At 70.3% G+C, this 25,460-nt stretch carries 18 protein-coding genes; 13 read left to right on the top strand and 5 right to left on the bottom strand.

Translation table 11 applies throughout. From position 1 onward, the window contains the following. Positions 1-913 precede the first annotated feature (913 nt). The 3 genes from ACIRFL_RS24840 to ACIRFL_RS24830 all read left to right on the top strand — a co-directional run bounded on the left by ACIRFL_RS24840 (position 914) and on the right by ACIRFL_RS24830 (position 6,601). The gene (locus ACIRFL_RS24840; protein WP_404032250.1) at positions 914-2,911 is read left to right on the top strand and encodes an IucA/IucC family protein; all 1,998 of its coding nucleotides are present in this window, start codon (positions 914-916) and stop codon (positions 2,909-2,911) included. 66 nt (positions 2,912-2,977) lie between these two features. Continuing rightward, positions 2,978-3,940, top strand: coding sequence for a GNAT family N-acetyltransferase (locus ACIRFL_RS24835; protein ID WP_404032247.1), 963 nt, complete (start codon positions 2,978-2,980; stop codon positions 3,938-3,940). Between the two features lie 684 nt (positions 3,941-4,624). Then, positions 4,625-6,601 (top strand): ATP-dependent DNA helicase, encoded by a 1,977-nt coding sequence (locus ACIRFL_RS24830; protein ID WP_404032244.1) that lies wholly within the window; start codon positions 4,625-4,627, stop codon positions 6,599-6,601. A gap of 148 nt (positions 6,602-6,749) precedes the next feature. Here ACIRFL_RS24830 and lexA read toward each other — a convergent pair whose 3' ends face one another. Beyond that, positions 6,750-7,529, bottom strand: coding sequence for a transcriptional repressor LexA (lexA, locus tag ACIRFL_RS24825; protein WP_404032241.1), 780 nt, complete (start codon positions 7,527-7,529; stop codon positions 6,750-6,752). 505 nt (positions 7,530-8,034) lie between these two features. Here lexA and nrdR point away from each other — a divergent pair. Together nrdR and ACIRFL_RS24815 are read left to right on the top strand one after the other, a co-directional pair. After that, positions 8,035-8,586 (top strand): transcriptional regulator NrdR, encoded by a 552-nt coding sequence (gene nrdR, locus ACIRFL_RS24820; RefSeq protein ID WP_404032239.1) that lies wholly within the window; start codon positions 8,035-8,037, stop codon positions 8,584-8,586. Positions 8,587-8,750: 164 nt separating this feature from the next. Further along, entirely contained in the window at positions 8,751-11,636 is a 2,886-nt protein-coding gene (locus tag ACIRFL_RS24815) for a vitamin B12-dependent ribonucleotide reductase (protein WP_404032236.1), read from the top strand. 563 nt (positions 11,637-12,199) lie between these two features. Here ACIRFL_RS24815 and ACIRFL_RS24810 read toward each other — a convergent pair. Next, positions 12,200-12,748 (bottom strand): TerD family protein, encoded by a 549-nt coding sequence (locus tag ACIRFL_RS24810; protein WP_404032234.1) that lies wholly within the window; start codon positions 12,746-12,748, stop codon positions 12,200-12,202. A 147-nt stretch (positions 12,749-12,895) separates the two neighbouring features. On the opposite strand from ACIRFL_RS24810, the gene ACIRFL_RS24805 reads away from it, so the two are divergent. From ACIRFL_RS24805 to ACIRFL_RS24795, 3 genes are all read left to right on the top strand, one after another. Beyond that, on the top strand, positions 12,896-13,501 hold the full coding sequence (locus ACIRFL_RS24805; RefSeq protein WP_351741681.1) for a YdbC family protein: 606 nt from the start codon (positions 12,896-12,898) through the stop codon (positions 13,499-13,501). Positions 13,502-13,619: 118 nt separating this feature from the next. Next, the gene (locus ACIRFL_RS24800) at positions 13,620-14,279 is read left to right on the top strand and encodes a histidine phosphatase family protein (RefSeq protein WP_404032231.1); all 660 of its coding nucleotides are present in this window, start codon (positions 13,620-13,622) and stop codon (positions 14,277-14,279) included. Between the two features lie 12 nt (positions 14,280-14,291). Then, on the top strand, positions 14,292-15,194 hold the full coding sequence (locus tag ACIRFL_RS24795; RefSeq protein ID WP_404032228.1) for an ADP-ribosylglycohydrolase family protein: 903 nt from the start codon (positions 14,292-14,294) through the stop codon (positions 15,192-15,194). A gap of 287 nt (positions 15,195-15,481) precedes the next feature. On the opposite strand, the gene ACIRFL_RS24790 is transcribed toward ACIRFL_RS24795, so the two are convergent. Continuing rightward, on the bottom strand, positions 15,482-17,029 hold the full coding sequence (locus ACIRFL_RS24790) for an MFS transporter (RefSeq protein ID WP_404032225.1): 1,548 nt from the start codon (positions 17,027-17,029) through the stop codon (positions 15,482-15,484). Positions 17,030-17,216: 187 nt separating this feature from the next. Between ACIRFL_RS24790 and ACIRFL_RS24785 the strand changes: the two genes are divergently transcribed. The 3 genes from ACIRFL_RS24785 to ACIRFL_RS24775 all read left to right on the top strand — a co-directional run bounded on the left by ACIRFL_RS24785 (position 17,217) and on the right by ACIRFL_RS24775 (position 19,325). Next, a complete protein-coding gene (locus ACIRFL_RS24785) occupies positions 17,217-17,840 on the top strand; it encodes a TetR/AcrR family transcriptional regulator (protein ID WP_404032222.1) in 624 nt (207 codons plus the stop codon). Positions 17,841-17,922: 82 nt separating this feature from the next. Beyond that, entirely contained in the window at positions 17,923-18,624 is a 702-nt protein-coding gene (locus tag ACIRFL_RS24780) for a ribonuclease HII (protein WP_404032220.1), read from the top strand. Between the two features lie 68 nt (positions 18,625-18,692). Then, positions 18,693-19,325: a hypothetical protein gene (locus tag ACIRFL_RS24775; protein ID WP_404032217.1), complete on the top strand. Its 633-nt coding sequence runs from the start codon at positions 18,693-18,695 to the stop codon at positions 19,323-19,325. A 283-nt stretch (positions 19,326-19,608) separates the two neighbouring features. Here ACIRFL_RS24775 and ACIRFL_RS24770 read toward each other — a convergent pair whose 3' ends face one another. Then, a complete protein-coding gene (locus ACIRFL_RS24770) occupies positions 19,609-20,229 on the bottom strand; it encodes a hypothetical protein (protein ID WP_404032215.1) in 621 nt (206 codons plus the stop codon). Between the two features lie 280 nt (positions 20,230-20,509). Further along, positions 20,510-22,675, bottom strand: a complete 2,166-nt coding sequence (locus ACIRFL_RS24765) for a RecQ family ATP-dependent DNA helicase (RefSeq protein WP_404032213.1) — start codon at positions 22,673-22,675, stop codon at positions 20,510-20,512. Positions 22,676-22,816: 141 nt separating this feature from the next. Between ACIRFL_RS24765 and ACIRFL_RS24760 the strand changes: the two genes are divergently transcribed. Together ACIRFL_RS24760 and ACIRFL_RS24755 are read left to right on the top strand one after the other, a co-directional pair. Next, entirely contained in the window at positions 22,817-24,325 is a 1,509-nt protein-coding gene (locus tag ACIRFL_RS24760) for a DUF4192 domain-containing protein (protein ID WP_404032210.1), read from the top strand. Positions 24,326-24,584: 259 nt separating this feature from the next. Beyond that, complete coding sequence (locus tag ACIRFL_RS24755; protein WP_404032207.1) at positions 24,585-25,343, top strand: NUDIX domain-containing protein; 759 nt, start codon at positions 24,585-24,587, stop codon at positions 25,341-25,343. Positions 25,344-25,460 lie beyond the last annotated feature (117 nt).

Raw genomic sequence — 25,460 nt, 5'->3', positions numbered from 1 at the left:
GACCCCGCCGACACGCGGACCGACAGTACGCAGCGACGCCCACGCCCTCGTGACCACCCCCCTCCGAACGCCCGCCCCAACCGACAAGACCCCCGACACCCAAAGCCCCCGCGACCCCTACACCGGCACCGGCTCCCGCACCGGAATCGGCAGCCGCACCGGAATCGGCACCGGTACCGGCGCGGGGATCGGCTCCCGAACCGGGATCGGCGCACGCACTAGGACCAGCGCCCGAACTGGGACCGGTGCCCCCACCGGCGTCGGCACCCGAACCGGGACCGGTACTCGTACCGGCATCGGTACCCGAACCAGGACCGGCACCGGGACCGGCACCGGCAGCCGAACCGGAAGAGGCACCGGAACCGGGACCGGGACCGGCACCGCGGGCCACCGCGCCCCCACCGCCCTGGCGGCCATCCGCGAGGCCCTTGCGCCAGGCACCCTCTTCCCCATACTCGGCCCGGCCACCGCGTCACCCTTGACCTGCCCACGCCCGTCAAGGACGCCGCCGCCCCCGAACCGCCCCGCGCCCCGCTGCTTGCCGTCGCCAACCGAGACCGAGCTCGCGTACGGCGCTACGCACGGGCCGGCACGGACGCAGGCGCGGCAGCCCTCGCAAAGGCGTGTGTCACCACCGGAAACCTTCGAACCTCGCCGTCACCGGCACTCACCCCAGCAGCGGTCACGGACACCCCGGCCCGCCCGGCAACGTCTGCGCCGAACGGATCGCCCGCCTGTCCCACCCTGGGACCACGGCTGCCCCTTTGGCACCTGCGGCCGGCTCGGCTCCGCCCTCCCCGCCCGAACCACCTCCCCTCACTGTCCGGCCCTCGACCCGCCCCCTCGTCGTATGAGACCGAGCGATGACCCTCAGGCCATCGCCCCCCTGCTCCGCACGCTCCTAGGAACAGTCTTGAACGTCAGCCTCACCTCCAGCGGCCGTTCCCGCACTCCTGACACCACCTTCGATGCCACACGGTCCCCGGCGTCGCCGACGGCCGGCCGGGTGCCCGAACAGAGACCCAGGACCCCGGAAGCGGACCGCCCGTGGAACGCATCCGACGACCCCTTGGAACATCCGGACCCCCACACGGCCGCCCAGAGCGCGGCCGTGGAGAACTTGCTCCGCTGCTGGGTCCGCGAGACGAACCTCGCCCCCGACGCCGACCCCCACGCCGGCTCCGATTCCGACACCGACGCCGGCAGGGACACCCGCTACGGCTCGCTCCGTATCCCACTACCCCACAGCGGCACGGCCCTGACGGCGCCCATCCACTACTGGTCTCCGACCGGCTGGCACCGCTTCGGCCGCCCGCGCTTGGCCGACGCCCCCGTCGACGCCGCGCCGGTCGACGCCGTGACCCTCGCGGCGCTGATCGCCAGGGAGACACCCGGCGGCACTGACACCCCCACCGGTCCAGGCACCGCCGTGACCACCAACGGGGGAGACCTGGCCGCACGAGTGGCTGACTCGATCCTCCGCACCGCCGGCTTCATCAGCGACCGTCGCTCCCACCCCGCCGACGGACCCGACCTGTTTCTCAGTGCCGAACAGGCACTCCTGCTCGGACACCCGCTGCACCCGGCCCCGAAGAGCCGAGAGTGCCTGACCGAAGCCGAAGCCCGCCCGTACTCACCGGAACTGCGCGGCTCCTTCCCGCTGCACTGGATGGCCGTATCACCCTCCCTGCTCGCTACCGACTCTGCCTGGACCGAGCGCGGACGCCCCGTGCGAGCGGAACACCTCACGGCACGGCTTGCCGGCTCCGGGCTGCCCCTGCCCGACGGGTTCGCCGCCCTTCCCCTGCACCCTTGGCAGTCACGGGAGGTCCGGCACCGAGACGACATCGCCGCCCTCCTCGACGCGGGACTGCTCCGTGAACTCGGTCCCTTCGGTACCCCGTGGAATCCCACCTCCTCCGTACGCACCGTCCATCAATCCGGTGCTTCCGCGATGCTCAAGCTGTCGTTGGGCCTGAGGATCACCAACTCCCGCCGGGAGAACCTCCGTAAGGAACTCCACCGCGGCGTCGAGGTGCACCGGCTGTTGCGCTCCGGCCTGTGGCGGCAGTGGCAGGCCGTGCACCCGGGCTTCGACATCGTCCGCGATCCCGCCTGGCTGGCCGTCGACGACCGGGAGGGCCTGCCCGTCCGGGGACTCGATGTGGTGATCCGGCACAACCCCTTCGCACCCACCGACGATGTCTCCTGCATCGCCGGTCTCGTCGAGCCTCGCCCCATGGCCGTCCCCGCCGCCGACGGGCACCCCACGGCTGCGGGGGCATGGCCCCTGCAGTCCCGCCTGGCCCACGTCGTCACGCGCCTCGCCGAGCGGACCGGTCGTCCCCGTGGAACGGTCGCCGCGGAGTGGTTCCTGCGCTACCTGGAAGCGGTCGTGCGTCCCGTGCTGTGGCTGGACAGCGAGGCGGGGATCGCGCTGGAGGCGCACCAGCAGAACACGCTGCTCGTCCTGGACGGCGAGGGTTGGCCTGCGGGCGGCCGCTACCGCGACAATCAGGGCTACTACTTCCGCGAGTCCCGCCGAGCTGAACTCGACGCACGCCTGCCCGGCATCGGCGAGCGCAGCGACACGTTCGTCTCCGACGAGGTCACCGACGAGCGGTTCGGCTACTACCTCGCCATCAACAACGTGCTCGGCCTGATCGGTGCGTTCGGCTCGCAACACCTCGCCGACGAGCGCCTGCTGCTGGCCGCGTTCCGCCGCTTCCTCGCCGGTGTCGCCGCGGGGCCCACACCGCTGCGGACCTCCCTGCCAGCCCGCCTGCTGGACTCACCCGTCCTGCGCTGCAAAGCCAACCTGCTCACGCGGTTGCACGGCCTCGACGAACTCGTCGGTCCGGTCGACACCCAGTCCGTCTACGTCACCATCGCCAACCCCCTTCATTCCTGAAGCGGACAACGCCCACTTCATTCACCCTCTGAATTCACCCACCTCGGCCTCTGACAGGAGCGCGCCATGTCCCCTGCCGACGCGAGCACCGACAGCGGGCCCGTGCCCGTTCGCCCGGGTCCCCCCGATCCCGGAGGGGACAGCGAGGACACGCTGGACCTGCGCCTCCCCGACGAACTCATGGCCCTCTTCGCCGCGGAACCGGAGGACTCCGATCACCGACCCACTGCCGGTGCCGATGGTCGCAGCGGCACCGCTGGCACCGGTGCCGGTCAGCTCGCCGTGGGGGACGAGCGGGGACCGTCTCCGGTGGGGGCCCATCCGGGCTCCGGGACGGATACCGTTCGGCGCTCGGAGTGGGACACCTCCTATCCCTTCGCGGCACACTCCGGCTCGCCGTCTGCTGCGAAAGCCGGCCCGACGTCCGCTGCGGCGGTCGGCTTCTCCGCCGCGGACGATGATCTGCTCGACCATGTCGTCGGCTGGGGCCCGACCGACACACCCGCGGGCCTGTTCGAGTTGGTTCCCGTCCGCCTCGACCACGACCTCCCGCTCATCAGCCGCTGGATGAACGACCCGGCGGTCGCCGCCTTCTGGGAACTGGCCGGTAGCCCGGACAGGACCGAGGAACACCTGTCCACCCAGCTCACCGGTGACGGCCGTAGCGTGCCGTGCCTCGGCACGCTGGACGGCACCCCGATGAGCTACTGGGAGATCTACCGGGCGGATCTGGACCCGCTGGCACGCCACTACCCGGCCCGCCCGCACGACACCGGAGTCCATCTGCTTGTCGGCGGCGTCGCCGACCGAGGGCGGGGTCTTGGATCGGCCCTGCTCAGAGCAGTCGCCGACCTGGTCCTGAGCCGCCGGCCCGCCTGTTCACGAGTCGTCGCCGAGCCCGACCTTCGCAATACGCCGTCCATTGCCGCCTTCCTTTCTGCAGGCTTCCGGTTCGCCGCCGAGGTGGACCTGCCCGCCAAGCGGGCCGCCCTCATGATTCGGGACCGGTCACTGCGTGATGTGCTGTAGCGCCGAGTGACGATGCGTTCACATGTGGTACACCGCTCGGGCCGCTGGGGTTCCGGGTCGGCCGAAACGAATTCATCGAGCGGGGCAGCCGGGTCATATTCAGCAAGGCGGCTGGTTCGCCGGCCGCCTCGCGCACCGCCGCGAGCCGAGCAATCCGGACGCGGGCCGACCCGCGCTGCCTGTCACCGGCCGAAAGCCTCCTGCCTTCTGCCGCCGCAGCCGACCGGGCCGCGGCCTGTCGATTCCGCCGGACGTGACACGCTCTGCTGATTTCCGGCAGCTCCCCCGGCGCCCCGCCTCGGCAGTCCGGCAGCCCCCCGCGCCTCGCCTACGGCATCCCTGGCTCCCGGTGCCGCCCCGGCCCTTGCCCGGTCGCGCTCCGGCGCCGCCCCGTCTTGATACCGCGCCTCGTCCCCCCTCAACCCGCTCCGCCCCGCCCCCCGTTCGACACCGCCGAGGAGTCCGTACCGTGATCCGCCCCGGCCTTCACCGGTCCCGCCCGTGGCTTCTCGGCCAATCCCGTGACCCTGGCACCCAGTCCCTCGACCCTGATACCCGCGGCAGCCGAAAGGCACCGCCCACGGACCCGCCGGTCGGCCCGTCCACCGGCGCCGGCCCCGTCCGACCTCCCCTCCCCGCCGTGATCCCACGTTTGTCGGTGCCTGGCCGTAGGGTGGTCGGGCTATGACGAAGCCCTCACTCCCCGAACTCCTGCATGCCGCTGTCACAGCCGTCGGCGGCACGGAGCGCCCCGGCCAGGTGACCATGGCCGAATCGGTCGCCGAAGCGATCGACGACGGATCCCACCTGCTGGTCCAGGCCGGTACCGGCACCGGTAAGTCGCTGGGCTACCTCGTGCCCGCGCTCGCACACGGGGAGCGTGTCGTCGTCGCGACGGCCACTCTCGCCCTGCAGCGCCAACTCGTGGAGCGCGATCTGCCGCGCACGGTGGAGGCGCTGCACCCCCTGCTGCGCCGCCGCCCGGAGTTCGCCATGCTCAAGGGACGGTCCAACTATCTGTGCCTGCACCGTCTGCACGAGGGCGTACCGCAGGACGAGGAGGATGGGCTCTTCGACCAGTTCGAGGCGGCTGCGCCGGCCAGCAAGCTGGGCCAGGACCTGCTGCGGCTGCGTGACTGGGCGGACGAGACCGAGAGCGGGGACCGGGACGACCTGACACCTGGTGTGTCCGACCGCGCCTGGGCGCAGGTGTCGGTCTCCTCCCGGGAGTGCCTGGGTGCCTCGAAGTGCGCCTATGGCGCCGAGTGCTTCGCCGAGATGGCCCGGGAGCGGGCCAAGCTCGCCGAGGTCGTCGTCACCAACCACGCGCTGCTCGCGATCGATGCCATCGAGGGCGCTCCGGTGCTTCCGCAGCACGAGGTACTGATCGTGGACGAGGCGCACGAACTGGTGTCGCGGGTCACCGGCGTCGCGACAGGGGAGCTGACGCCCGGCCAGGTCAACCGAGCGGTGCGCCGCGCCGCGAAACTGGTGAACGAGAAGGCCGCGGACCAGCTCCAGACCGCGGCCGAGGGCTTCGAGCGGCTGATGGAGCTGGCCCTTCCGGGCCGCCTGGAGGAGATCCCGGAAGACCTCTCCTATGCCTTGATGGCCCTGCGGGACGCCGCCCGCACCGTCATCTCCGCGATCGGTGCGACCCGTGACAAGTCGGTTCAGGACGAGGACGCGGTCCGCAAGCAGGCGCTGGCGTCCGTGGAGACGGTGCATGACGTGGCGGAGCGCGTGGTGAACGGCTCCGAGTGGGACGTCGTCTGGTACGAACGCCACGACCGCTTCGGCGCTTCCCTCCGTGTCGCACCCATGTCCGTCTCAGGTCTCCTCAGGGAGAAGCTGTTCGCGGACCGCTCCGTCGTCCTCACGTCCGCCACGCTCAAACTGGGCGGCGACTTCAACGGTGTGGGGGCCTCCCTGGGCCTGGCCCCGGAGGGCACCGAGGGCGAGGATCTCCCTCAGTGGAAGGGCCTGGACGTCGGCTCGCCCTTCGACTATCGCAAACAGGGCATCTTGTATGTGGCCAAGCATCTGTCCCGTCCGGCGCGGGACGGCGACCGAGTGGACATGCTCGACGAACTGACCGAACTGATCCAGGCGGCTGGCGGCCGTACGCTCGGCCTCTTCTCCTCCATGCGGGCGGCTCAGCTTGCCGCCGAAGAGCTGCGCTCGCGGATCCCTGAGTTCCCGATCCTGCTCCAGGGCGAGGAGACCCTAGGCGAGTTGATCAAGAACTTCGCCGCTGATGCCAAGACGTGTCTGTTCGGCACTCTGTCGCTGTGGCAGGGCGTCGACGTCCCGGGGCCCAGCTGTCAGCTGGTCGTCATGGACAAGATCCCCTTCCCGCGTCCGGACGACCCGTTGATGAGCGCTCGCCAGAAGGCGGTGGAGGATGCGGGCGGCAACGGCTTCATGGCGGTCGCCGCCACTCATGCCGCGCTGCTGATGGCGCAGGGCGCCGGCCGGCTCGTCCGGGCGTCGGGGGACCGGGGTGTGGTCGCCGTGCTCGACCAGCGGCTGGCCACTGCGCGGTACGGCGGTTACCTCAAGGCGTCACTGCCCGACTTCTGGTACACCACGGACCGCAACCAGGTGCGGAAGTCGCTCGCGGCCATCGACGCCGCCGCGCGGCAGGGGGAGGCGAAGTGATCGCGGGTTAGCCTGTCCCGGCGCCGGGACAGGCTAACCCGCGATGCGACGCCGCCGGTCACCGGGGCCGTGCAGCACAGGGCCCCGGAACCGGCGCAGAGGTTCCGGGGCCCGGTCAGGGGAAGAGCCGACGCTCGTCGTCGGGCCGTCAGACGCGGCGCAGGACCGCGACGACCTTGCCCAGGATGGTCGCGTCGTCACCGGGGATGGGCTCGTACGCGGAGTTGTGCGGGAGGAGCCAGACATGGCCGTCTTCGCGCTTGAAGCGCTTGACGGTGGCTTCGCCGTCGAGCATCGCGGCCACGATGTCGCCGTTCTCCGCGACCGGCTGGCGGCGGACGGTGACCCAGTCTCCGTCGCAGATCGCGGCCTCGATCATGGAGTCGCCGACGACCTTCAGGACGAACAGTTCGCCGTCGCCGACGAGCTGCCGGGGAAGGGGGAAGACGTCCTCGACCGACTCCTCGGCGAGGATCGGGCCACCGGCGGCGATGCGGCCGACGAGCGGGACGTAGGACGCGGCGGGCTTGCCGGCAGTGTCCGTGGGCTGCACGGTCACCGCCTGGTCGGAGCCGCGGACCTCGTACGCGCGCGGGCGGTGCGGGTCGCGGCGCAGGAAGCCCTTGCGTTCGAGCGCCATCAGCTGGTGTGCGACCGAAGAGGTGCTGGACAGGCCGACGGCCTGGCCGATCTCCCGCATCGACGGCGGGTAGCCACGCCGCTGCACCGAGTCCCTGATGACCTCGATCACCCGACGCTGCCGGTCGGTGAGTCCCGAACTGTCGGCCCGGATGCCTGGAGGTCGGCCGGGCAGAGAGCGCTTGTGCCCTTCTGGATTCGCGGCTTCGTTCATCGCATGCACCGGCTCAAGTCGGCCCTGGGAGCGGTCCTGGGCAGTGATGGTGGCTGTGTCTGCGGTGGTGGTCACGTCGGCCCCTCTCGATGGTCTCCCTGCTGGACAACGGTAGTTGCTTTCGAAAGGTTGCGCCAAACACACGTTCGAGTGAAAAAACGCGGTTCGCTTAGCGTGATCACGTCTCTGGGTGTATGGCTAACGCTGCGCCTGGCGGATAAAAGGGTTCATTGTTGTACTCTTCACCGCCGGGCCGACGACCTCGTGGGTTGCGCGCCCAGTCTGCCATCCGGAGCCCCGCCGGCCGGGAGCCGGTCCCCTTCCGTGCCGGAGTCGCACGCGTCCTCCGCGTGGCGTCCACGGTATCTCCGTATCCCCCGTCACGGTACGCATGCGACACGCGCGCGTGTCGATGTATTGAGCCAGGCACCACATCTAGTGGTTGGATTGCTACAGCTGCCCACAAGTTGTGGTCCCCGGGTCTTCGATGTCCGAGAGATCGCCTATGCTGGGGGCTGCTTCGAGGGGCCCAGGAGGTCTCTTGGGGCCATTGAGTCTGCTGTGAGGAGGGTTGGAGATCATGCACTGCCCCTTCTGCAGGCACCCCGACAGCCGTGTCGTGGACAGTCGGACGACCGACGACGGCACGTCGATCCGCAGGCGCCGTCAGTGCCCGGACTGCACCCGCCGCTTCACGACCGTGGAGACGTGCTCACTCATGGTGATCAAGCGGTCCGGGGTCACCGAGCCGTTCAGCCGTACCAAGGTCATCAACGGCGTGCGCAAGGCATGCCAGGGGCGGCCGGTCACCGAGGACGCTCTCGCCCAGCTCGGCCAGCGGGTCGAGGAGGCGGTGCGGGCGACCGGGAGCGCCGAGCTGACCACCCACGACGTGGGGCTGGCCATACTCGGTCCGTTGCAGGAGCTCGACCTCGTCGCCTATCTGCGATTCGCCTCCGTCTACCGGGCGTTCGACTCGCTTGAGGACTTCGAGGCCGCCATCGCCGAACTCAGGGAAGCGAGGCGAGTCCCCGCCGCGGACGACGATGACGCGACAGCGGGGAGCCAGGAGGACGAGCGCGGGCGCGGGGGGACTGCGGAGGTCCCCGTGCCCGCCCACGCCGCCGACTGAAGGGCGCGCCGGAGCGGACGGGGGTCCGGGATCCGGCCGGACGGCGGCGAGTGAAGACCCGTTGCGGGCGGCAGCGTTTTGGGAGCCCGCAACACAAGACAGAACACCGTGCCACGGGAACATCGGGGCACTTCAGGGCGTTTTAGCCCGTACAGGGAGGCGGCATGACAGAGACGGCGAGTGGTCCGGCACGAGGTTCCCGAGCCAAGGGGACCAAGGCCACCAAGGGACTGCGTATCGAGCGCATCCACACCACCCCCGGCGTGCATCCGTACGACGAGGTCGAGTGGGCGCGCCGTGACGTCGTCATGACCAACTGGCGCGACGGCTCGGTCAATTTCGAGCAGCGTGGCGTCGAGTTCCCCGACTCCTGGTCGGTGAACGCGGTCAACATCGTCACCAGCAAGTACTTCCGTGGTGCCGTGGGCACCCCGCAGCGCGAGACCAGCCTCAGGCAGCTGATCGACCGCATCGTGAAGACGTACCGGAAGGCCGGAGAGGACTACAAGTACTTCGCCTCGCCCGCCGACGCCGAGATCTTCGAGCACGAGCTGGCGTACGCCCTCCTGCACCAGATCTTCAGCTTCAACAGCCCCGTCTGGTTCAACGTCGGCACGCCCCAGCCCCAGCAGGTCTCCGCCTGCTTCATCCTGTCCGTCGACGACTCCATGGAGTCGATTCTCGACTGGTACAAGGAAGAGGGCATGATCTTCAAGGGCGGCTCCGGAGCCGGCCTGAACCTCTCCCGCATCCGTTCCTCCAAGGAACTGCTGTCCTCCGGGGGCAACGCCTCCGGTCCGGTCTCCTTCATGCGTGGCGCCGACGCCTCGGCGGGCACCATCAAGTCCGGCGGAGCCACCCGCCGCGCCGCCAAGATGGTCATTCTCGACGTCGACCACCCCGACATCGAGGACTTCATCGAGACCAAGGTGAAGGAGGAGGAAAAGATCCGCGCCCTGCGCGACGCGGGCTTCGACATGGACCTGGGCGGCGACGACATCACCTCCGTCCAGTACCAGAACGCCAACAACTCGGTCCGCGTGAACGACGACTTCATGAAGGCCGTCGAGCAGGGCGGAAAGTTCGGCCTCCGCGCGCGGATGACCGGCGAGGTCATCGAAGAGGTCGAGGCCAAGGCCCTGTTCCGCAAGATGGCCGAGGCCGCCTGGGCCTGCGCCGACCCCGGCATCCAGTACGACGACACCATCAACCACTGGCACACCTGCCCGGAGTCCGGCCGGATCAACGGCTCGAACCCCTGCAGCGAGTACATGCACCTGGACAACACGTCCTGCAACCTCGCCTCGCTGAACCTGATGAAGTTCCTGAAGGACGACGGCAAGGGCAAGCAGTCGTTCGAGGTCGAGCGCTTCGCGAAGGTCGTCGAACTCGTCATCACCGCGATGGACATCTCCATCTGCTTCGCCGACTTCCCGACCCAGAAGATCGGCGAGAACACGCGTGCGTTCCGCCAGCTCGGCATCGGCTACGCCAACCTGGGCGCCCTGCTGATGGCCACCGGCCACGCCTACGACTCCGACGGCGGCCGCGCCCTGGCCGGCGCCATCACCTCCCTGATGACCGGCACGTCGTACCGTCGCTCCGCCGAACTGGCCGCGGTCGTCGGCCCGTACGACGGGTACGCCCGCAACGCCGACGCCCACAAGCGCGTCATGAAGCAGCACGCCGACGCCAACGGCGCGGCCGTGCGCATGGACGACCTGGACACCCCGGTCTGGGCCGCCGCCACGGAGGCCTGGCAGGACGTGCTGCGCCTCGGTGAGAAGAACGGATTCCGCAACTCCCAGGCGTCCGTCATCGCCCCGACCGGCACCATCGGTCTCGCGATGTCCTGCGACACCACCGGCCTGGAGCCCGACCTCGCCCTGGTCAAGTTCAAGAAGCTGGTCGGCGGCGGCTCGATGCAGATCGTCAACGGCACCGTCCCGCAGGCCCTGCGCCGCCTGGGCTACCAGGAGGAGCAGATCGAGGCGATCGTCGCCCACATCGCCGAGCACGGCAACGTGATCGACGCTCCCGGCCTCAAGCAGCAGCACTACGAAGTGTTCGACTGCGCCATGGGCGAGCGGGCGATCTCCCCGATGGGTCACGTCCGCATGATGGCCGCGATCCAGCCGTGGATCTCCGGTGCCCTGTCCAAGACGGTCAACATGCCGGAGTCGGCGACCGTCGAGGAGGTCGAGGAGATCTACTTCGAGGCGTGGAAGATGGGCGTCAAGGCGCTCGCCATCTACCGCGACAACTGCAAGGTCGGCCAGCCGCTCTCCGCGAAGAAGAAGGGCGACGACAAGAAGACCGAGGCCAAGGCCGAGGAGGCCCCCAAGGTCGAGAAGGTCGTCGAGTACCGCCCGGTCCGCAAGCGCCTCCCGAAGGGACGTCCCGGCATCACCACGTCCTTCACCGTCGGCGGCGCCGAGGGCTACATGACCGCCAATTCCTACCCGGACGACGGTCTCGGGGAGGTCTTCCTGAAGATGTCCAAGCAGGGCTCGACCCTCGCGGGCATGATGGACGCGTTCTCCATCGCCGTCTCCGTCGGCCTTCAGTACGGCGTGCCCCTGGAGACGTACGTCTCGAAGTTCACCAACATGCGCTTCGAGCCGGCCGGCATGACCGACGACCCGGACGTGCGGATGGCCCAGTCGATCGTCGACTACATCTTCCGCCGTCTGGCGCTGGACTTCCTGCCCTTCGAGACGCGTTCCGCGCTCGGCATCCACTCCGCCGAGGAGCGGCAGCGCCACCTGGAGACCGGCTCCTACGAGTCGTCCGAGGACGAGGTCGACGTCGAGGGACTGGCCCAGTCGGCGCCGCGCCAGACCGACCTGAAGGCCGTGTCCACCCCGCAGGCCGGCGGCGAGGCGGCCAAGCCCGCCCCGAAGCAGGCGCACACCAGTGCCGAGCTGGTGGAGATGCAGTTGGGCATCCAGGCCGACGCCCCGCTGTGCTTCTCCTGCGGCACGAAGATGCAGCGGGCCGGATCCTGCTACATCTGCGAGGGCTGCGGCTCGACGAGCGGCTGCAGCTGATCCCGTGAGGTGAGGGGTGCCGGCCGGGGGCCGGCACCCCTTCGCCGCCCACGGAATACGCGCGGCCCCACCCGTCGCCGCGCCGGGGCGCCGGCGTCGTGTGCCGTCCAGCGCGCGCCGCGCCGTCCCCATCGACGGGCGCCCTCCGGGCGAACCTGGCTACGGGAACCGGCGCCGCCGCACGTCCGCCCACCCCACGACAGTCCGGTGGGTGCGCGTCTGGACGCGGCCGAGGACCACGCCTCGGCGCCCGCCGGCAGCGCCCGCCGCAGAGACCGTCTTCGGGCCCATGCCACTGCGCCCGACATCCGCCGGGCCCTGTGCCATCCCCAGCCATACAGAGGCCGCTCGACATGGAGGCGGGCACCCGTCGTCCGAGCCTTCCCGAATCGGGCCGGACCCGCCCGCTCGGGGCGTTCAACACACTGTGCAGGCAGCGTCCGGTCCATGTCCTGACGGATCACGGCGCCGGCACCCGCGCCCTGGATGAGCCGCCGCGTGGCGTCACCCCACCGCGGGGGCGGCTGCGGACCCGTCGGCGTGGACTCCCGCGACCGTCGCCCCTACTCGGGTCGGCCTTCGGGGCCGCCGCGCCGGCCCATGGTCCTGCTGAAGGCCGCGGGGTCGTCCTCGAAGCCATGGACGCCGGGATGGAACCGCCACCCGCCGGACTCGTCGCGGACGAACTCGGCGACGGTCGCCGCGGTCGCCCCGGGAACCGATGCGAAGTCGTCCTCGGCGAGGACGGTGTAGCCCTCGCGTATGCGCACCGCCGGATTGAGGACGCCGGCGAACCTGCGCTCGTCGGATTGCTGCTGGACGACGACACCGACGACCACGCGCGCGTACCGGTCGTGGAGCCGGTCGAGTTCCAGCGTCATGACTTCGTCCGAACCGAAGCCCTTCCCGTCCGCGCTGTCCCGGTTGAGGTAGATCGTTCCATCGGGGGAGCGGCTGTCGAAGTGCACCAGGTAATCCGGGGTGCCGTACGGGTCGTCCCTCCCGTATGTGGCGGCGATGAGGTCGAGATCGGTGGGTTGCTGCCCCATGGGGCTCGGATCCCACTTCAACGCGACCTCGACCTTGCGGATCCCCTTGCTCAAGCCGTTCACCAGGCTTCCCCTTCCCCCTCTGGGCCCTGCCCAACTTCCCGGTGTCCAAGGTTCGTTGTCCATCGTGCCACGCGCTGCGGGCCGGTGCGTGGGTGATCTCTCGCGGAGCGTGACCGGGGCCACGCTCGATGGCCTTACGATGGCGCGGTGCTGGTCAAGTGGATTCGCTGCACCGTGGTGGACCGCCGCGGGTTCGAGCGGGGGCAGCGAAAGTGGGCGGGGCTTCTGGGGGAGCCAGGGTTTCGCGGGCAGGGCGGCGGCTGGAGTCGGCAGCGGCCCGGCGTGGCGCACATCTTCGCCTTCTGGGAGAGCCGCGCCTTCTATGACTCCTTCATGGCCCGCTCCCACGACCGTCTCGCGGCGTCGCAGGCGGGCACCTTCAAGGACAGCCAGGCCAAGCTGTTCGAGTACCGCTTCGACGTGAAGACCGGCTTCGAACCGAGGTTCGCGGACTCCGACCTGATCCGCGTCGCCCACTGCCGCATCCACGAAGAGCGAGTGGAGAACTTCACTCTGATGCAGGAGAAGGTCTGGAACCCCGCCATGGCCGGCTCGCCCGGCATGATCCGCGGCATGTTCGCCGAGGCCCCCGAGCACGAGTTCCTGATCCTTTCGATGTGGCGCTCGGCCGCCGAGCACGGCAAGTACCGCACCGAACGGGTGGAACGGCTGGCCCTGCGGGCACAGACCGAGGCGGACGTCGCGGCGCTCACCGGTGACATCGTGGAACTGGAGCCTACGTGGACGGTCTGACGTGCGAGCCTGTGAAATGTGTGCTTTCAGTGGCCCTCGGTGCCGGATTCGTGTGATCTACGCCGTATGGGGCGCTCAGGATTGTCCGGTGGAGCGTCACCCGATCTAGGGTTTTGGCATGGCACGACCACGGCGCATCGTACTGGTCCGGCACGGCGAGTCGACGGGCAATGTCGATGACTCCGTCTACGAGCGGGAACCCGACCACGCCCTCGCACTCACCGAGCGTGGCTGGCAGCAGGCAGCGGAGACTGGAAAACGGCTCCGGGAGGTGTTCGACCGGGAGCGGGTGAGCGTGTACGTCTCCCCGTACCGGCGTACGCACGAGACGCTCCGCGCCTTCCACCTGGACCCCGAGCTGATACGGGTGCGCGAGGAACCGCGACTGCGCGAGCAGGACTGGGGGAACTGGCAGGACTGTGACGACGTGCGCCTCCAGAAGACCTACCGCGACGCGTACGGGCACTTCTTCTTCCGCTTCCCGCAGGGCGAGTCGGGCGCCGATGTGTACGACCGGGTCGGGGGCTTCCTGGAAAGCCTGTTCCGCAGCTTCGAGGCGCCGGACCATCCGCCCAACGTGCTCCTGGTGACCCATGGCCTGGCGATGCGGTTGTTCTGCATGCGCTGGTTCCACTGGACGGTCGCGGAATTCGAATCCCTGTCGAACCCCGGGAACGCGGAGATGCGCATGCTCGTTCTCGGTGACGACGGCAAGTACACGCTCGACCGGCCCTTCGAACGTTGGCGGGACCCGCTGCCGCACTGGACCACCGGATAGAGTGGCTGGGCGATGACCGCTGCTTCCTCTCGCCTGGAGCGCCTGGACCGTGCCCTGACAAGCCTGCGCGGGCTGGCCGTGGGGGACGCGCTCGGTTCCCAGTTCTTCGTCCCGGCGAACTACCCGCTGCTGAAGCGCCGTGCGCTGCCGCCCGGCCCCTGGCCGTGGACGGACGACACGGAGATGGCCTGCTCGGTGGTCGCCGTCCTCGCCGCGCACCACCGCATCGACCAGGACGCGCTCGCCCGTTCCTTCGCCGAGCACCACGACTTCGACCGCGGTTACGGGCCGGCGGTCAACCGCCTGCTGCGGCTTGTCCGGGAGGGCCACGAATGGCGTGAGCTGGCCGCCGGGCTCTTCAACGGTCAGGGCTCCTGGGGCAACGGCGCGGCGATGCGGATCGCACCCCTGGGGGCCTGGTACGCGGACGACCCGGAACAGGCGACCCACCAGGCGGAGATCTCGGCGTACACCACACACCAGCACCGCGAGGCCGTCGCCGGCGCCATGGCCGTCGCCGCGGCCGCAGCCCTGGCCGCCGCCCCCGGCGGCCCGCCCGGTCCCGGCGCTCTCCTCGACGGGGTCCTGGCGCTCGTGCCGAAGAGCGCCGTGAGCGCGGGGCTGCGGCGCGCCCGTGACATGCTCGACTACGCAGACGCGAGCACCGTCGCCGCCGTCCTGGGCTGCGGACGGCGCACCTCCGCCCATGACACCGTCCCCTTCGCTCTGTGGTCGGCGGCTCGCGCGCTCGATGACTACGAGACGGCGTTCTGGACGACCGCCCAGGTCGGCGGGGATGTCGATACCACCTGCGCCATCGTGGGCGGCGTGCTGGCGGCCGGAAAGGCGGGGACGCCGCCGCCCGAGTGGCTGGAGCGAGCGGAGACGCTTCCGGACTGGGCGGCGGCGGCCTGACACCCGCGGTCGGCCCCGACCGATGGAAACCCTGCGTGATTGCCGGGAACTCTGCGTGATGCCTGCGCGTTGTTCTGACATCGGCTGTGCGACGTGCGGGTATGCGCGGTCGGGAGATTCCGTGTGGGGCAGGGGGTGTGGTGATGGCGTTCGTCGTGCTGATGCTGGTGGGGTTGGTCTTCGTCTCGGCCTTGGTCGCCGTGATGCGGATGGCCGGACCGTCGCCCTCGCCGTTCGTCCCCCGGGCCGGGTCCGGCCATCCGCGGTCTTGCGGGGAGCCTTCCGGCTCAGCCGATTCCGGGGCCCGCGACTCCGGAAAGGGCTTCGAGGTCGCTCTTGCGCACCCTGATCACGAACCAGGCCGTGGCCAGAGCGAGAACGGCCATCGCGGCGGCGGGTATGAACGCGGTCGAGATGCCGTGCGCGAGCACTTCGTGCCCCCAAGGCGCCGGCAACTGATGGGTCTTCGCGAACTCCGCCTTCTGCGCGGGCGAGCCGTCGGCGAGGAACTTCGGCAGCTGCTTCGCCGCCTCGTCCTTGCTCGCCGAGCCGAAGACCGTGGTCAGGATGGACAGTCCGAGCGAACCGCCCACCTGCTGTGTGGCGTTGAGCAGCCCGGACGCCGCGCCCGCCTCGTGCTGGGCGACGCCGGAGACGGCCGTGACCGTCACCGTCACGAAGTTGAGACCCATGCCGAAGCCGAACACCAGCATCGGGCCCAGCACCCCGCCGAGATAGGAGCTGTCGGGGCTGATGAAGGTCTGCCAGGTGAGCCCGACGACCACGAACGTGGCACCGGTGAGCATGAACGGCTTGGGGCCGAGCGAGGGCAGGAACCGCTGCGACAGACCGGCCCCGACGGCGATCGCGACCGTCACGGGCAGGAAGGCGAGCCCGGCCTTGATCGGGCTGTAGCCCAGCACGTTCTGCACGAACAGCACGATGTAGAAGAACATGCCGAACATCGCCGCGGCCAGGCTCAACATGATCACGTACGTGCCCGAGCGGTTGCGGTCGGCGAACATCTTCAGCGGCGTGATGGGTTCCTTGGCCCGCATCTCGGTGAAGACGAACGCCACCAGCAGAACCACGGCCGCACCGAAGGACGCCAGGGTCATGCCGTCGCGCCAGCCGCCCTCCGAGGCGCGGATGAAGCCGTACACGAGAGAGGCCATGCCCAGGGTCGAGGTCAGCGCGCCCGCGATGTCGAAGCGTCCCGGATGCCGTTCGGACTCGTTGATGAACCGCGGTGTGAGCGCGGCGATCAGGATGCCGATCGGCACGTTGACGAAGAGCACCCACCGCCAGTCGAGCCAGTCGGTGAGCATGCCTCCGGCGAGCAGACCGATGGCGCCGCCGCCCGCGGACACGGCGGCGAAGACTCCGAACGCCCGGTTCCGTTCCGGCCCCTCGGGAAACGTGGTGGTGATGAGGGCCAGCGAGGTGGGCGAAGCGATCGCGCCGCCCACGCCTTGCAAGGCACGCGCGGCGAGCAGTTGCCAGGGTTCCTGGGCGAGACCGCCGAGCAGCGAGGCGAAGGTGAACAGCAGGATGCCGGCCATGAACACCCGGCGGCGGCCGAGGATGTCACCGGCCCGGGCGCCGAGCAGCAGCAGGCCGCCGAAGGTGAGCGTGTAGGCGCTGACCACCCAGGTGAGATCTGTGGTGCTGAACTTGAGCGCGTCTTGAATGTGCGGGAGCGCGATGTTCACAATCGTCGCGTCGAGTACCACCATGAGTTGGCAGGCCGCGATGACAGTGAGCGCGATACCGGAGTGCCCCTTCCGGTCGGTTGCTCCTGGTGTTTTGTCCTGAATGAGCTGAGAGGTTGTCACTATGGGTCCCCCACGAAGGCTTTAGTGAACGCTCGCGTTCACTGTCGCGCCAACGGTAGTGAGTCCCCAACAGAGAACGCAAGCGTTCACTTAATCCTTCGTCGCGCGTCGCGTCCCCCGTTGCCGCCGCGTGATGCGCCCCCCGTGCCGGAATCCCCACCTCCCCTTGTCTGTTGGAGAAGTCCAGATGGTTACCTCGCACTGGAGTGCCGCCCCCGCTCAGGCGGCATCCCTTCGCCGGCGCGGCGCCGTACTCGAAAGCGCGATCCTCGATGCCGCCCTGGAACAGCTCAGCACCGTCGGCTGGAACGGCCTCACGATGGAGGGGGTCGCGGCCGGTGCCCAGACCGGCAAGGCCGCGGTCTACCGCCGCTGGCCGTCCAAGGAGGATCTTGTCGTCGACGCCCTGCAGGCCGGGCTGCCGCGGATGGAGGAGGCCCCCGACCTCGGGAGCGTGCGCGAGGATCTGCTGGCCCTGTGCCTCCAGGCGCGCGACGCGATGTTCTCCCGTCCTGGCTTGGCTTTGCGCTCGGTGATTCACGAATGCGACACGATGCAGGCGGAGCGCTTCCACAGTGTGATCATCGGGGGCGTCGTGGAACCGACGATCAAGCTGCTGCACGAGATCATCACCCGCGGAATCCAGCGCGGAGAGGTGCGTCACGACGCAGCGAACGGCTATGTCTGCGACGCCATTCCGGCGATGATGATGTACCGCACCAAGATGTGCGCCAGTGAATGGTCGGATCGTGACATCCAGGAGATGATCGACCAGTTGATGCTGCCGCTCCTCCGGCCCGAGGGGACCTGACTGCGGGGTGTGGCCGCACCTCGGCCGGAGTGGTGGGCCGGGGTGTCGCCGGGGGATCCGGGCGGCGTACGCTAAGGGCGCCATGCCGTACGAACCGCCTACTCACACCGTCGAGCGCTCCCTCCGCGCCACGACCGGAGCGAAGGTCATTGCCGGTGTCGACGAGGTGGGGCGCGGCGCGTGGGCCGGACCCGTCACCGTCTGTGCGGCCGTCACCGGACTTCGCCGGCCCCCCGAGGGTCTCACCGACTCCAAGCTGCTCACCGTCAAACGGCGCACGGAGCTGGCCGAGACGCTGCGGACCTGGGTGACCTCCTACGCTCTGGGGCACTCCTCCCCGCAGGAGATCGACGAATTGGGGATGACGGCGGCCTTGCGGCTCGCGGCCGGGCGCGCCCTGGAGGCGCTTCCGGTCCGCCCCGACGCGGTGATCCTCGACGGGAAGTACGACTACCTCGGCACGCCCTGGAAGGTCCGGACGGTGATCAAGGGCGACCGGTCCTGCGTGGCTGTGGCGGCGGCCTCGGTGATCGCCAAGGTTCAGCGCGACAAAATGATGGCCGAACTGGGTATCGACCATGCAGACTTCGGTTTTGCGGACAACGCGGGGTATCCGTCCCCCGTGCACAAGGCCGCACTGGAGGATCGGGGCCCCACCCCGTACCACCGGTTGTCGTGGGCGTATCTTGATGCGCTGCCCCAGTGGCGGCATCTCAAGAAGGTCCGCAGCTGGGCGGATGGAAGCGTTCCGGAGATCGAGGGCCAGCTCGGCTTCGACTTCTGACGATTCCACTCGCACTGTTGTGCCACCCGGTCATGCGTACCAGACCGGCGTTTGATAAATATCAGCTCATGCCTCTCATTCCCGAGGAGCCTCAGATTCACGAGAGTGCCCAGGGTCCCCGCGCCACGCCGTCCAGCGGCCGCACCGCGCCGACCCCCCGTCCCGTACCCGGCCCCCGCCCCGCGGCTCCGTCGCGTCCCGGTCGCCCAGGCCCTCTCCGGCCCGCGCCGCCGATGCAACGTACGCCGCGTGACGTGGCCGCCAGCAAGCCGAGCCCGTCGGGTCCGGCCGCCTCCGCCGCCTCGGCGGCGAACCCGCAGATCCAACTGATTCCGGCCTCTGCTGAGGGAGCGCTCGATGCCGCCGACGAGGCGGTGGACCTGCTCCTGGAGTCAGGCCGCTCTCCCGGGGACGTGCTGGTGATCACCACCGGCCGGCCGCACCCGTGGGCCGAGCACGAGCTGTCCTTCGGCGACGCCTCCTACTGGGCGCAGCACGATGCCGGCGACGACGTCTTCTACGCGGACGCCACCGTCGCCTCCCGTGCCGCATCCCGTCCGGTGGTCGTGGTCGCGGTCAACGGCGGTCCGGACACGGCCGCTGCCGCCGCCCTTCCGCTGGCCCATGCCCGGGCCGGTGCCCTGTTGATCGTCTGCGGCGACCCGCAACAGATCAACGCGGTTCTGGGTACGGGCGTCTGAGCCGGGTCCGGTACCCGGCCGGAACACCGAGAGCGGCGAGGACGTCGAAGGTATCGCTTCGGCGGCACAAGCACGGTGATGCTTTTGGCATGCCCGGAAACCGGAGAACGGCCCTTTCTCCCGGGGAAGCGCCACACCGGTACCGGGCATGGGACCGCGATGGCCCGGGGTCTCTAGCGACCCATCGCGGATCTCGTACCGGCGTCGGGCACACAGGCCGGCACGAGACCGGCCGGCTCCGCCGAGCACGGAGCGGATCTGCTTGGTCAGAGGACCGTACCGCTCAACGGGCCGCCGCGCGGCGCAATACCTCCGAAACGCCGCCGCCGGTGCGGAGCGAGGGGGCCGGGGCGTCCGCGGTGGCGAAGGGTTCCGGTGTCGAGTCCACGTTCGGGCGACGGCCGCCGCGGGCTTCGCCGAGTACCTGCCAGCCGTCCCGGGTCAGCGTGATGTACGCCCCGCAGCGCAATCCGTGCAGGGTGCAGGCGTCACGCAGGCCCCACATCCATGCGCCGTCCTCCTCCGTCCAACGCGCGTCCCCCTCACGGCAGTAGAGCAGCACTGCCGTGCGCACGGGCGTGCGGCGCCGCAGGTCGTGCGGGATGACCCGGCGCAGTTGGGACAGCAGCGCATTGCGGAACATCCATCCGTCGGCCGGTACCGGGCGGCGGGTGAACGATGCGCTCGCCAGCAGTCTTTCCTCGGGGTCCAGGACCGCGACGACCGCGGTCGTCGCCTTGGGACGGTGCCGGGTGTGCAGCCCGCTGACGACCTCACGGGGGTTGCGCAGCAGCGGGATCCCGGCAGCGGCCCACTCCGCGGGTTCAAGCAGCCGGCTGGTGGAAGCGGCGGACGCGGGCGTCGAGAAGGGTGCCGCCGAGGACGGAGCGAATCCGAAGGTCACGTTTCTCCCTTCGGCTACGCGCCCACACTGCGGGCGGGGTCGGACTGGAGCACGCGCACCGCAGCAAGGCCCAACCGGATCACGGACGAACCGTGCGGGGAGCGGACTTCAATTCTTCCTGTCGAACTGGAATGCGGCAACGAGCAATTGGGGCCACCGACCCTTATCCAGTGATCTGTGGCTTATATCCCTACCCGCTGAGTCGTCCGGCGATTCATGGGACCGGCGGTCGTGCCGTTTTCGGACGCCGTGCGCCGGGCGCGCGCCGGTGTGGCGGGTGTCAGCCCTGGACGGCCAGGACCATCGGCAGCACGCCCTGCGCTCCCGCTCTCCTGAGAAGGCGGGCCGCGACCGCCAAGGTCCAGCCGGTCTCGGTGTAGTCGTCCACGAGCAGGACCGGACCGCTCGCCGCCAGCAGCGCGGAGGCCAGTGCGGGGGGCACGACCAGCGCGCCGTCCAGTGCGTGCAGCCGCTGCGCGCTGTTGCTGCGGGACAACCGCGGCGCCTCTCCCGCGTACTCCAGCGCCCCGAGCAGCGGCAGGCGGCCGACCTCCGCGATGCGCGCGCCCAGGGAATGGATCAGCTGCGGACGGGTGCGTGAGGCGACGGTGACCACACCGACCGGCCGCGGCTGCGCGTCGGCGGCCCCCGTGGCCCAGCCGCCGGGACCCTTGGCCCAGTCGGCCAGCACGTCCACCACGGCCCGCGCCACGTCGTCCGGGACGGGTGCGTCCGGGGCCGAGGGCGCGAGCGTCGGCCGCAGCCGATTGCCCCAGCCGATGTCCGACAAACGCCCCAACGCACGCCCCGGCGCCGCCTGTTCACCGGCAGGAATCCGCCCCTTGAGGTCGATGCCGATCGCCGGCAGCCCCGTCGGCCACATGCGCCGGGGCTCGACCTCGACGCCCGCGCGCCCCAGATCGACGCGCGCGGCGTCCAGCGCGGCCACCGTCGTGTCCGCCGAGAACCTGCTACCGGCGCAGTTGTCGCAGCGGCCGCACGGTTTCGCCCCCTCGTCGTCCAACTGCCGCTGCAGGAACTCCATCCGGCAGCCCGCGGTGTCGGCGTACTCACGCATGGCCTGCTGCTCGGCCTTGCGCTGGCGGGCCACCCAGTCGTACCGCTCGGCCTCGTACGTCCACGGCTGCCCGGTGGCGACCCAGCCGCCCTTGACCCGCCTGACCGCCCCGTCCACGTCGAGGACCTTCAGCATGGTCTCCAGGCGTGAGCGCCGCAGCTCCACCAGGGGCTCCAGGGCGGGCAGCGACAGCGGGCGGTCCGATCCGGCGAGGGCATCGAGCGTGCGGCGTACCAGATCCTCCGGCGGGAAGGCGAGCGACGCGAAGTACTCCCAGATGGCCTCGTCCTCCCGACCCGGCAACAGGAGCACCTCGGCATGCTCCACGCCTCGGCCGGCCCGCCCCACCTGCTGGTAGTAGGCGATGGGAGAGGACGGCGAGCCCAGGTGCACCACGAACCCGAGGTCGGGCTTGTCGAAGCCCATACCGAGTGCGGAGGTCGCGACCAGTGCCTTGACCCGGTTGGCGAGCAGATCCTCCTCGGCCTGTTGCCGGTCGGCGTTCTCCGTCTTGCCCGTGTACGAGGCGACGCTGTGCCCGCGCTGCCGGAGGAAGGCGGTCACCTCCTCGGCCGCAGCCACCGTCAGCGTGTAGACGATGCCCGAACCCGGAAGATCGTCGAGGTGGTCGGCGAGCCAGGCCATGCGGTGCGCGGCGTCCGACAGCCGCAGCACGCCCAGACTCAGGCTGTCCCGGTCCAGCGGGCCGCGCAGGACCAGCGCGTCCGACGAGCCTCCCGTACCGAGCTGCTCGGCGACATCGGCGGTCACCCGCGCATTGGCCGTGGCGGTGGTGGCCAGCACGGGCACGCCGGGCGGGAGGTCGGCGAGCATGGTGCGCAGCCGGCGGTAGTCGGGCCGGAAGTCGTGGCCCCAGTCGGAGATGCAGTGGGCCTCGTCCACGACGAGCAGCCCGGTGGCGGCGGCCAGCTTGGGCAGGACCTGGTCGCGGAAGTCCGGGTTGTTCAGGCGTTCCGGGCTGACGAGCAGGACATCGACGGTGCCCGCCGCGATCTCCGTCTGGATCGCGTCCCACTCCTCGGTGTTGGATGAGTTGATGGTCCGGGCGTGGATGCCGGCCCGGGCAGCGGCATCCACCTGGTTGCGCATCAGCGCGAGGAGTGGCGAGACGATCACGGTGGGGCCGCTGCCTTGGGCACGCAGCAGCGAGGTCGCCACGAAATAGACCGCGGACTTGCCCCATCCCGTGCGCTGGACGACAAGGGCTCTGCGGCGGTCGGCGACCAGCGCCTCGATCGCCCGCCACTGGTCCTCGCGCAGCCGGGCGGCGCCCGTGGCGTCCCCGACCAGCCGGGCGAGGACGATGTCGGCCTGTGCACGCAGATCCGTGTTGCTCGTGTGCTCCATGCGTCCCATCCAACAGGACACCGGCGACAGCCGGACGGCTCCTGTGGACAGACGACGGCCCGACCGGCTGATTGTCGTGACCCTGCCTCGACTTATCCACAGGCGCAAGCGGAACTTCACGATCCGCGAGATCGTCGGCACATGACGAATCACAGCGAATCGACTGGACCCGCCGAAAACAGCGACGTCACGGAACAAAAGGAACTCGACCGCCGCGCCGCCCACGATGCGCAGGTCACCCTGCGCACCCCGGCCGAACTGGCCGACGCCCTGCCGTATCTGCTCGGATACCGCCCCGAGGACAGCATCGTGCTGGTGGCTCTCCACGACCGGGACGGACGCGGCCGGTTCGGCGGCCGGGCAAGGCTCGGCATCCCCGCGAGCAGGGACGACTGGGCGTCGGCCGCCCGGCAACTGGCCCACGGCCTGGTGGCAGGCAGCGAACGCCGGGGATCCCGGCCCGCGCAGATCGTCGCCTACGTCTGCCAGGAACCGGCGAAGGGGGAGACCGGCCGCGAGGTCATGCAACGCCTTCAGCCGCTCGCCCAACTGCTGCGCACCGAATGCGGCGCCCTGGACGTACCCGTCATCGAGGCCCTGTGTATTTCGGGCGGCCGTTTCTGGTCGTACTGCTGCCCGAACGTGGGCTGCTGCCCGGACGACGGAACGCCCATGGGCCTGCCCGGCACCTCCGTGCTGGCCGCCGCCGCGACCTACGCCGGCCTCCAGGTACGCGGCACGCTGCGCGAGCTGCGGGCCCGGCTGCTGCCCTCGGAGACCTCTGCCGCACTGGAACAGGAGATCGCCCTGGACACGGCGGGCGCCGCCCTGGTGCCCCGGCTTCTCGACGACGCGTCCCGCGCAGACGTGGCGGAGGAAACACTGAGCCTCGCCGAGCGCATGCTCACCAGGTTCGCGGCGGCGGCCCCGGTGCCCGGCACACTCCCGGCCGACCTACGCGACGACGCACTGCTCAGCCACGACGAAGCCGCGCAGTTGATCCTCGGCCTCCAGGACCGCACCACCCGTGACCGGGCCGCCGCATGGATGGAGGGCGACGACGCCGGCCCCGCCCTGCGCCTGTGGCGCGCCCTGGCCCGCCGCTGCGTCGGACCGTATGGCGAACACGCCGCCGCGCCGCTCACTCTCGCGGGCTGGGTCGCCTGGTCCATCGGCGACGACCTGGAGGCCAGGGAAGCGCTGGCCATGGCCCTCGGCGCTGACCCCGACTACCTGTTCGCGCGTCTGCTGCACCAGGCATGCAACGAGGGCCTGGACCCGGAGGCGGTCCGTCGCTGTCTGCGCGCGGATCGCGCCGACCGCGCGGAGGCACGGACCGAAGCGACAGAGACGACGGGCCGGAAGAAGACGGCACCGGCGGCGAGTGAGGACTGCTCGGAGCCCGGAGCGCGCCGTCGGCGCCGCGTACGCGTCCGGGCAGGCGCCGACGGAGACGCCCGTCCGGTACGAGCGGAGGGACGGCGTTCGCGGCTCGCCCCCCGGCGCCCTTCCCGGGGTGAGGGCTCCACACGTCCCGGCGTGCCGGCCGCGGGTGGTGCACGTGCGCGTGCCGCGGACAGGAACGACGCGGGACGCGCATCCGCGGCAGGCCCACGGCCCGGTGGCGATGGCGCCGCGGAGGACTCGTGAGCGGGCGCAACGCGTACCCCTGGGAGAGAGCCCCGAGGAGGCCGCGGACCACCGTGTTCCGTATGGGGCGCCCGCCAAGGGTCCGCCATGATCGAGAAGTCTGTTGACGACCGGCGACCGGGAGTGTGACCTCGCACGATGCCATTCGGACGAAGAAGCGGAAACCGCTCGCGCTTCCGGCACCGGATCCGAGCGGCTCGGCCGCGATGGGGTCGGCGAAGGGAGTGTTTATCGTCAGGCAGACGACTATGATCGCGGCATGCCCTACGACCCGTCAGCGTTCCCGCCCTTCGCCGTCACCGTGGACCTGGTCGTGCTGACCGTGCGCCGCCACGCCCTGTGCGCGCTGGCGGTGCGCAGGGGCGAGGCACCGTTCCAGGGGCGATGGGCACTGCCCGGCGGCTTCGTCAGGGCCGACGAGGATCTTGCGCAGGCCGCGGCGCGCGAGCTGGCCGAAGAGACGGGCCTGTGCGCCCATGAGCCGTCCGCCCCGGCCCAGGACAACGGTGCCCACCTCGAACAGCTCGCGACGTACGGCGATCCCAAGCGGGACCCGCGCATGCGTGTGGTCAGCGTCGCTCACCTGGCGCTCGCCCCCGACCTGCCTGCGCCCCGCGCGGGCGGCGACGCGAGCAACGCGCGCTGGGCTCCGGTGGAGGAACTGCTGCAGCAGGGCGGGTACGGCCGCGACGGCGAACCCCTGGCACCGCTCGCCTTCGATCACGCCCAGATCCTGGCCGACGGGGTGGAACGGGCCCGTTCCAAGATCGAGTACTCCTCCCTGGCGACCGCGTTCTGCACGCCCGAGTTCACCGTCGGTGAGCTGCGCCGTGTCTACGAAGCGGTGTGGGGAGTGGCCCTCGACCCACGCAACTTCCACCGTAAGGTGACCGGAACCCCCGGATTCCTCGTCCCCACCGGAGGCACGACCACACGCCAGGGCGGCCGTCCTGCCCAGCTCTTCCGGGCCGGCGGTGCCACGCTGCTCAACCCTCCGATGCTGCGCCCCGAGGTCTGAGCGGACAGGGCCGGACGGCGCGCGCAGGCCCCTCTTTCCGCACCTCGCACCGGCCCGGACCGGAGAACCGCCGGCACAAGCATCAGGAGGAAGACCCCCAGTACTGGTCAGAGCGGG

Origin of the sequence: Streptomyces sp. NPDC102462, assembly GCF_044765425.1 — a bacterium.
In the GTDB taxonomy this organism is placed as follows: Bacteria; Actinomycetota; Actinomycetes; order Streptomycetales; family Streptomycetaceae; genus Streptomyces.
This window is presented reverse-complemented; position numbering and strand designations above follow the sequence as displayed.

What these genes read in the sequence shown, in the direction of transcription:
- ACIRFL_RS24780 (WP_404032220.1), top strand. Translation starts at nt 17,923, where the DNA reads ATGCCGTACGAACCGCCTACTCACACCGTCGAGCGCTCCCTCCGCGCC.
- ACIRFL_RS24755 (WP_404032207.1), top strand. Translation starts at nt 24,585, where the DNA reads ATGCCCTACGACCCGTCAGCGTTCCCGCCCTTCGCCGTCACCGTGGAC.
- nrdR (WP_404032239.1), top strand. Translation starts at nt 8,035, where the DNA reads ATGCACTGCCCCTTCTGCAGGCACCCCGACAGCCGTGTCGTGGACAGT.
- ACIRFL_RS24765 (WP_404032213.1), bottom strand. Translation starts at nt 22,675, where the DNA reads ATGGAGCACACGAGCAACACGGATCTGCGTGCACAGGCCGACATCGTC.
- ACIRFL_RS24785 (WP_404032222.1), top strand. Translation starts at nt 17,217, where the DNA reads ATGGTTACCTCGCACTGGAGTGCCGCCCCCGCTCAGGCGGCATCCCTT.
- ACIRFL_RS24795 (WP_404032228.1), top strand. Translation starts at nt 14,292, where the DNA reads ATGACCGCTGCTTCCTCTCGCCTGGAGCGCCTGGACCGTGCCCTGACA.
- ACIRFL_RS24835 (WP_404032247.1), top strand. Translation starts at nt 2,978, where the DNA reads ATGTCCCCTGCCGACGCGAGCACCGACAGCGGGCCCGTGCCCGTTCGC.
- ACIRFL_RS24760 (WP_404032210.1), top strand. Translation starts at nt 22,817, where the DNA reads ATGACGAATCACAGCGAATCGACTGGACCCGCCGAAAACAGCGACGTC.
- ACIRFL_RS24815 (WP_404032236.1), top strand. Translation starts at nt 8,751, where the DNA reads ATGACAGAGACGGCGAGTGGTCCGGCACGAGGTTCCCGAGCCAAGGGG.
- ACIRFL_RS24800 (WP_404032231.1), top strand. Translation starts at nt 13,620, where the DNA reads ATGGCACGACCACGGCGCATCGTACTGGTCCGGCACGGCGAGTCGACG.
- ACIRFL_RS24830 (WP_404032244.1), top strand. Translation starts at nt 4,625, where the DNA reads ATGACGAAGCCCTCACTCCCCGAACTCCTGCATGCCGCTGTCACAGCC.
- ACIRFL_RS24775 (WP_404032217.1), top strand. Translation starts at nt 18,693, where the DNA reads ATGCCTCTCATTCCCGAGGAGCCTCAGATTCACGAGAGTGCCCAGGGT.